This window comes from Streptomyces sp. NPDC029044, from assembly GCF_040637495.1.
GTDB lineage: Bacteria > Actinomycetota > Actinomycetes > Streptomycetales > Streptomycetaceae > Streptomyces.
Genome location: NZ_JBEZWN010000081.1, coordinates 21,706 through 29,567 on the forward strand (window position 1 = coordinate 21,706; position 7,862 = coordinate 29,567).

General features: G+C 70.6%; 7 protein-coding genes and 1 pseudogene. 7 read left to right on the top strand and 1 reads right to left on the bottom strand.

Going from position 1 to position 7,862, the window contains the following annotated elements; genetic code table 11:
- The first annotated feature begins 62 nt into the window (after window positions 1-62).
- Window positions 63-2,027, top strand: coding sequence for a TIGR03960 family B12-binding radical SAM protein (locus AB0E85_RS35725; RefSeq protein ID WP_361936408.1), 1,965 nt, complete (start codon window positions 63-65; stop codon window positions 2,025-2,027).
- A gap of 458 nt (window positions 2,028-2,485) precedes the next feature.
- Window positions 2,486-2,896, top strand: coding sequence for a hypothetical protein (locus AB0E85_RS35730; protein ID WP_248500506.1), 411 nt, complete (start codon window positions 2,486-2,488; stop codon window positions 2,894-2,896).
- 430 nt (window positions 2,897-3,326) lie between these two features.
- Here AB0E85_RS35730 and AB0E85_RS35735 read toward each other — a convergent pair whose 3' ends face one another.
- Window positions 3,327-4,016 (bottom strand): GAF and ANTAR domain-containing protein, encoded by a 690-nt coding sequence (locus AB0E85_RS35735; protein WP_361936413.1) that lies wholly within the window; start codon window positions 4,014-4,016, stop codon window positions 3,327-3,329.
- A 171-nt stretch (window positions 4,017-4,187) separates the two neighbouring features.
- On the opposite strand from AB0E85_RS35735, the gene AB0E85_RS35740 reads away from it, so the two are divergent.
- The 5 genes and pseudogenes from AB0E85_RS35740 to AB0E85_RS35760 form a co-directional block, all read left to right on the top strand.
- A complete protein-coding gene (locus AB0E85_RS35740; RefSeq protein WP_361936416.1) occupies window positions 4,188-4,685 on the top strand; it encodes a DUF2975 domain-containing protein in 498 nt (165 codons plus the stop codon).
- Window positions 4,685-4,948: a helix-turn-helix transcriptional regulator gene (locus AB0E85_RS35745; protein WP_361936419.1), complete on the top strand. Its 264-nt coding sequence runs from the start codon at window positions 4,685-4,687 to the stop codon at window positions 4,946-4,948. The genes AB0E85_RS35740 and AB0E85_RS35745 overlap by 1 nt, the downstream gene beginning before the upstream one ends.
- Window positions 4,949-5,074: 126 nt before the next feature.
- Window positions 5,075-6,280: a hypothetical protein gene (locus AB0E85_RS35750; protein WP_361936422.1), complete on the top strand. Its 1,206-nt coding sequence runs from the start codon at window positions 5,075-5,077 to the stop codon at window positions 6,278-6,280.
- A gap of 48 nt (window positions 6,281-6,328) precedes the next feature.
- Entirely contained in the window at window positions 6,329-7,111 is a 783-nt protein-coding gene (locus AB0E85_RS35755; protein ID WP_361936425.1) for a TIGR03936 family radical SAM-associated protein, read from the top strand.
- Window positions 7,112-7,371: 260 nt separating this feature from the next.
- Window positions 7,372-7,862: pseudogene (locus tag AB0E85_RS35760) on the top strand (ribonuclease E/G); the annotation flags it as partial.

Consider the following 7,862-nt stretch of genomic DNA (forward strand, 5'->3'; position numbering starts at 1 on the left):
CGATCGCGTTAGTCTGGATGGTCACCCCTGTCAGTTCAGTCCAGCTCACGAAGGTGCGCGACATGCCTGCCGAAGTCGCTGCGTCGGTCTTCCCGCAGCTCGAAGCTCTGCTCCCGCATGTGCAGAAGCCGATCCAGTACGTCGGCGGAGAGCTCAACTCCACGGTCAAGGACTGGGACTCCTGTGACGTCCGCTGGGCGCTCATGTACCCGGACGCCTACGAGGTCGGTCTGCCCAACCAGGGCGTCATGATCCTCTACGAGGTGCTCAACGAGCAGCAGGGCGTCCTCGCCGAGCGCACGTACAGCGTGTGGCCGGACCTGGAGGAGCTCATGCGGGAGCACCACGTCCCGCAGTTCACCGTCGACAGCCACCGGCCGGTGAAGGCCTTCGACGTGTTCGGCCTGTCCTTCTCCACGGAGCTGGGCTACACGAACATGCTGGCCGCCCTCGACCTGGCCGGCATCCCGCTGGAAGCCAAGGACCGGACCGTCGACGACCCGATCGTGCTGGCCGGCGGGCACGCGGCGTTCAACCCCGAGCCCATCGCCGACTTCATCGACTGTGCGGTGATCGGCGACGGCGAGCAGGCGGTCCTGGAGATCACCGCGATCGTCCGAGCCTGGAAGGCCGAGGGCCGCCCGGGCGGCCGCGAGGAGCTCCTCTTCCGCCTGGCGAGGACGGGCGGGGTGTACGTCCCGGGCTTCTACGACGTCGAGTACCTGCCGGACGGTCGTATCGCCCGCGTCGTGCCGAAGCGCAGCGGAGTCCCGTGGCGCGTGTCCAAGCACACCGTCATGGACCTCGACGAGTGGCCCTACCCCAAGCAGCCCCTGGTCCCGCTGGCCGAGACGGTCCACGAGCGCATGTCGGTGGAGATCTTCCGCGGCTGCACCCGCGGCTGCCGCTTCTGCCAGGCCGGCATGATCACCCGCCCGGTGCGCGAGCGCTCCATCACGGGCATCGGCGACATGGTCGAGCAGGGCCTGAAGGCCACCGGCTTCGAGGAGGTCGGCCTGCTGTCCCTCTCCTCCGCCGACCACACGGAGATCGGCGACATCGCCAAGGGCCTCGCCGACCGCTACGAGGACGACAAGATCGGCCTGTCGCTCCCTTCCACCCGCGTGGACGCCTTCAACATCGACCTGGCGAACGAGCTGACGCGCAACGGCCGCCGTTCGGGCCTCACCTTCGCCCCCGAGGGCGGCTCGGAACGCATCCGCAAGGTCATCAACAAGATGGTCTCCGAGGACGACCTGATCCGCACGGTCGCGACGGCGTACGGCAACGGCTGGCGCCAGGTGAAGCTGTACTTCATGTGCGGCCTGCCGACGGAGACCGACGACGACGTCCTCCAGATCGCCGACATGGCGACGAAGGTCATCGCCAAGGGCCGCGAGGTCTCCCGCTCCAACGACATCCGCTGCACGGTCTCGATCGGCGGCTTCGTCCCCAAGCCGCACACGCCCTTCCAGTGGGCCCCGCAGCTCTCCGCCGAGGAGACGGACGCCCGGCTCCAGAAGCTGCGGGACAAGATCCGCGGCGACAAGAAGTACGGCCGCTCGATCGGCTTCCGCTACCACGACGGCAAGCCCGGCATCGTCGAGGGCCTGCTGTCCCGGGGCGACCGCCGCATCGGCGCGGTCATCCGCGCGGTCTACGACGACGGCGGCCGCTTCGACGGCTGGCGCGAGCACTTCTCCTACGACCGCTGGATGAGCTGCGCCGACAAGGCGCTGGCCCCCTTCGGCGTCGACGTCGACTGGTACACCACCCGCGAGCGCACCTACGAGGAGGTCCTCCCCTGGGACCACCTCGACTCCGGCCTGGACAAGGACTGGCTCTGGGAGGACTGGCAGGACGCCCTCGACGAGACCGAGGTCGACGACTGCCGCTGGACGCCGTGCTTCGACTGCGGGGTGTGTCCGCAGATGGACACCAGCATCCAGATCGGCCCGACCGGGAAGAAGCTGCTGCCTCTGACGGTCAAGAATGCCGCGCCGGCGCCTAGCGGGCACTCGCACTGAGGTGAGCGACGCGTTGCGGCGCACCGTCGACGCCTTGTCGGACATCGGCGAGGACGACAGGACGGCGGTGCTGAGGGCGCTCGGCGCTGCGGGCAGGCGGCAGGGGCTCGCTCGGGACACCCCGAGAACGCCTCTGCCGCTTCCTGGAGGCTCTTCCGGGATTCAGTCCGAGGTGGAGTGGGTCTGAGCGCCATTGCTCCGCGGAGGGCTGGACCGACGGCTGTCGCCTGAGTGGCTGCGCTCCGTTCGCGGGGTGGCTCACAGCTTCCTAGCGTGGCGGTATCCGCTACGGAGGAGGCGACATGGCAGCAAGTGGGCCGCCTGCTAGCGGGCCTCGGTGGGGAAGTCCGGGCGATGGTTCTCCCCCTTCCGGGCAGTGGACATCTCCGCCGGGGCCGCCGCAGAAGAAGCAGCGGAGCCGTGGCTGTCTTTGGGGGTGTGTCGGCGCCTTGGCGGCCGTGATCGTCATCCTCATTGTCGTGCTGGTGGTCGCGCTGGGCGATGACGATGAGAGCACGGCTCCTGCGCCCACACGGACCCCCACCACGAAGACGGCGCAGGAGCAGACGCGGGCACCCCAGGATGAACGGGCCGACCTCACCAGTTTCGAGCTGGAGGACCGCTCGGAAGCCGGTATCACCAATATCTGGCTGGTTTGGACGATCAAGAACAGCAGCAGCGAGAAGTCCAACTACTCATGGGAGTGGGAGGCGGTCGACGCCGACGGCACTCGCGTGGCGAACGGCTCGCAAGTGGAGACCGACGTGCAACCTGGCCAGACCGCCGAGGGTGAGTTCCCCACGACGCTCAAGACCGTAGAGGGCATCAAACTCAACATCACCAGCTTCAACCGCACTGTCAGCTACTGAGCAGGGCGTTGAGCCCGTCGAAGACCCGTGCGAGTCGGACTGGCTCGAAAGGTTTTCCGTAGGCACGGCGCCGCAGATGGACACCAGCATCCAGATCGGCCCGACGGGCAAGAAGCTGCTGCCCCTGACGGTCAAGAACGCGGCGCCGGCGCCGAGCGGTCACTCGCACTGAGGTGAGTTGCGCACTGCCCCCGGCAACGGGGGCCCGAAGCAGGTGATCACTGAGCCCCCTCCGGCCCGGAGGGGGCTCAGTCGCGTCGGCCGCCGTGACGTCCCTGTGCCGTGGCGGCAGCGCGTTGACGGAGGTGACGTCGGGAGGTGAGAGCCCCGTTCTGCGGGGGACCCGCTCAGCAGGCCCGGTTGGCGACGCTCCCCCGGGGGGCCGACCCGGTCAGGTTCCCCCAGTTCAGAATGTGTGCTGGGGGAGCCGTCAGGTCAGGCGTCCCTCTTCGCAGACCCGCCGGGCGACCTCGCGCAGCTTGATGTTCTTCTCCTGGGAGTAGCGGCGCAGCACGTCGAAGGCCTGCTCCTCGGAGAGGCGGTGGCTGCCCATGAGGATGCCCATGGCCTCGCCGATGACGTGGCGCGTGGCCATGGCCTGCTCCATCTGGGCGTGGCTGCGCGCGCTGGAGAAGGCGATCGCGGCGTGCGAGGCCAGCAGCCATCCCGCGGTCTCGCTGTCGTCCGTGAAGGCGCCCGGCCGGTGCGAGTAGAGGTCGAGCGCGCCGAGATCCTCGTCCTCGGTGTAGAGCAGGAAACCCATCATGCTGCCCACGCCCAGGGCGCGTGCCTGTGCGGCGTAGGCGGGCCAGCGGTGCTGCTCGGCGGTGAAGTCGGCGATGCGGAACACGCGCTGACCGGTGCTGGTGCGGGCCGCGTCGAAGCAGGGGCCCTCCGCGAGACGCTCCTGCAAGCGGTCGCTCTCGACGACCAGGTCATGGGTGGGCGCCAGGGTCTCCACGCTCTTGCCGTGGAGGAGGAGGATGCCGGCCGCATCGCACCCCGGCACGCGTTCCGTGGCTGCTCTGCTGATGTGCTCGAGCGTGGCGCCGACCGAGTCCTGGGCGAGCAGATCACGCGCCATGGAGGCCATCTCCCGTGCGAACACGCGCCAGTCCACTGTCGTCCTCCTCGGTCCGAGTGCCGGGCATGCATCTCTCCTGCCACGGTGTCACGAGTCGCACACCCCGGTCGGCAGCCGCTTGCCGTGTTCGCCTACGCCTAGGGGCCGCCTTGCGTCTCCTATCGAGTTTCGATAGATTTCCATCGTGGTTCGATCGAAGGAGTGGTGATGGGGAAGCTGGCCGTGGCGGGATTGCGCGGGGTGCTCGTGGTGCTGCTCGCGGGGTCGCTGTTCGTGCAGGGGGTGATGGTGCCGCTGCTGGCCGTCGACATGAACGGGCTCAGGCCCGAGTACGCGTATCTGCGCACTCCGATCCTGGTGATCACGGTCCTGGGTATCGTGACGGCTCAGGTCGTCGTGGTCTGTGTGTGGCGGCTGGTGACGATGGTGCGTCGCGGGACGGTGTTCTCCACCGCCGCCTTCCGCTACGTGCACATCGTGATCGGCGCGTTCGTGGCGGCCGCCCTGCTGGTCTTCGCGCTCGCGGTCGTGCTCGCGCCGGGCGAGGCCGTGGCTCCCGGGGTGGTCCTGCTGCTGTGCGGGGTGGTCGTGGCGGTGCTGGGCGTCGCGCTGATCGTGCTCGTGCTGCGGATGCTGCTCGCGCAGGCCGTCGCACGCGACATCGAGGCGGCCCGGATGCGGGCCGAGCTGGAAGAGGTCATCTGATGCCCATCGCCGTCGACATCGACGTGATGCTGGCCAAACGCAAGATGTCCGTGGGTGAACTGGCCGAACGCGTCGGCATCACCCCCGCCAACCTGGCGGTCCTCAAGAACGGCCGGGCCAAGGCGGTCCGCTTCTCGACCCTCGCCGCACTGTGCGAGGTGCTGGAGTGCCAGCCGGGGGATCTGCTGCGCTGGGAGGCGGAGGAGGCGGAGGAGGCGGTCGGTCCCGCGTCCGGCTCGACGGCCGGCTCGACGGTGGCCTGATGGAGCACAGCAGCACCCGCCCGGCCCGCCGTATGATCTTGCGGCTGAGTGGGGGAACTGCGGGAGAACGGGGCGGAACTGTGCGGTGCTGGATCCGGACGGGGCGCTGAAGGCGTCTACGACGGTATGGATCTGGAGAAGCGACCCCGCGAGGGTTCCGAGACGCGGGTCGATCCGCGCGAGCGGCCGCCCGGGCCGGCCGTCCGGCGTGAGCCCGAGGCGCCGGAGGGGTGTCTCGCCGTGGCGATCCGGATTCCCGTGCGGATCATCGTGCTCGTCCTCGTCGTCCCCGTGCGGATGCTGTGGGACGCGCTCGTCGTGGCCGGACGGTTCCTGAACGACACCCTGCTCCGGCCGCTCGGCCGCGCGCTGCTGTGGCTCGGGCGGGCGGTGTTCGTCTGGCCGTTCGTGGGGCTGTGGCGCTACGTCGTCGTCCCGCTGGGCAAGGCCCTCGGATGGCTCGGCAACGTCCTCGTCGTCGTGCCCCTGGTCTGGCTCTACCGGTACGTGCTGACCCCCGTGGGGCATGCGATCGCCTGGGCCGCCCGGGGTGTCGGCGCCGGGGCCGGCTGGATCGCCAGGGGTGTGGGAGCCGCGCTCGGCTGGGTGTACGCCTGGCTGCTCACGCCCGTGGGGCACGCGGTGATGTGGGTTCTCAAGGGGACCGGCGCCGGGCTCGCCGCGCTCGGCATCGGCGTCTGGACCGCCTTCGCGTGGCTCGCGCGGTATCTCGTCGTCGTACCCGCGCTCTGGCTGTACACCTGGTTGCTCGCACCCGTCGGCCGCGCGGTCGCCTGGTGCTGCAAGGGGCTCGTGTGGCTGGTGAGCGTGATCGTCACCGGTATCGGCACGGCCCTGTACTGGATCGCCCGCATCCTGTTCGTCCTGCCCGCGCTCGCCCTGTGGCGCTGGATCCTCACGCCGGCCGGACGCGTCCTCGCCGTCGTCGGACGGGAGGTGTGGGACGCCCTCGGCCACGCCTGGCGCGTCGCCGGGCACATCTCGCTCGCCGTCGGGCGCCTGCTCGGCACCCTCTTGCGGTGGATCTTCGTCGAACCGGTGCGGTGGGTGTACCGCAGCGTGCTGACGCCCGTCGGGCACGTCGTACGGGACACCGTCCTGCGGCCCGCCGCCGAGGCTGCTCGCAGCGTGCGGCGGGGCACCCGGCAGGCGCTGGCCGCCGCCCGCGATTCCGTGCGCCAGGCCCGCGCCGACTTCCGGCGGATGCTTTTCGGTGAGCCGCGGCAGCCGCAGCCGGTCGACCGGAGGGAACCTTCGGGGCGCGAGCCACGTACTCTTGGTAGCAGTACGACCGCTCTCACGAAGGACTGAACGACACTGGGCAAGCGACAGCCCGAAGGCCCGCCGCCCGCACCCGCGGTGCAGCGCATCCGACTGCGCTACACCAAGCGCGGCCGCCTCCGGTTCACCAGCCACCGTGACTTCCAGCGCGCCTTCGAGCGTGCGTTGCGCCGTGCCGAGGTGCCGATGGCCTACTCGGCAGGCTTCACACCGCACCCGAAGGTGTCGTACGCCAATGCCGCACCCACCGGCACGGGCAGTGAGGCGGAATACCTGGAGATCGCCCTCACCGCGCACCGCGACCCGGAGCAGCTCAGGGCCCTCCTCGACGAGTCGCTGCCCACCGGGCTCGACATCACCGAGGCGGTCGAGGCCCGCACCTCGGGGCTCGCCGACCGGCTGACGGCTTCCGTCTGGGAGCTCCGGCTGGACGGAGTGCCGCCGGAGGAGGCCCGCCGAGCGGCGGACGCCTTCAACGCGGCCGAGACCGTCGAGGTCCAGCGCCTCGCCAAGAACGGCGTCCGTACGTTCGACGCCCGTTCCGCGGTTGCGAGCCTGGAGGTCCGCGAGCTCTCGGAAACGCACAGTTCGCAGGCTGATAGGCCGACCGACCAGCCCTGTGCGATACTGCGGCTGGTTGTTCGGCACGTGACGCCTGCCGTACGACCCGACGACGTCCTGTCCGGTCTCCGCGCCGTGGCCGACCTGGCGCCGCCGGTCCCCGCAGCGGTGACCAGGCTGGCGCAGGGGCTGTTCGATGAAGAGACCGGCACGGTGACCGACCCGCTCGCGCCCGACCGCGAGGCAGTCGAGGCCCCCACAACGGCCGAACCGACTGCCGCCGCGACGGCGCCGGCGTAAGGAAGGTCCCGCGTAGGGACGGACGTCGTAGCGCCGCCCTCGGACTCGGGAGCCACCTGGGTCGGGCAGCGCACCGACCAGAAGACTTTCGCCAGGCCGTACGCATTCGGCGTACGGAACCGGCGAGACAGGACACAGAGAGCTCCCGTGCGGCGCCCGCGCCCCGGACGGCGGCGAACGCGCACAGCGCGCGCCGCGGACGTCACCGGCATCGCCGGACCAGGCGCGGCGCCCGGGAGCCTGACGGGAGATAAGCCCGCATGCTCGAACCGACCGAACCCACAGAGGGTTCCGAACAGAACACTCCCAGCGACACCCTGCCGCCCCGCCGGCGGCGGCGTGCCGCGTCCCGCCCGGCGGGTCCCCCCACCGGTGCCTCCTCCGACGCGCCGGTCGAGACCGTCGCGCCGGCCATACCGGCCGCCGAGGCCGAGGACCTCGCGGCTGACGTCGTAGCGGCCGACGAGGCCGAAGAGACCGTTGCCGAGGCGGAGCAGGCACCCGAGGCCGTCGAGAGCGACGAGGCTGCCGCACCCGCCCGGCCCAAGCGGCGTCGCGCCGTGCGCCGTGCCTCCGCACCCGCCGGTGCCCCGGACGCCGCGGAAGCCGCGGAAGCCGCCGCGACCGTGGTCCCGGTGACCGCCGGCACACCCGCCGCCGCCCCGGGTGAACCCCGCCGGAACGCCATTGACCTGCCGAGAAGGCCCCAGCGGCCAGGAGCCGCCGCAGCACACGCCCCGCCCACACCGGC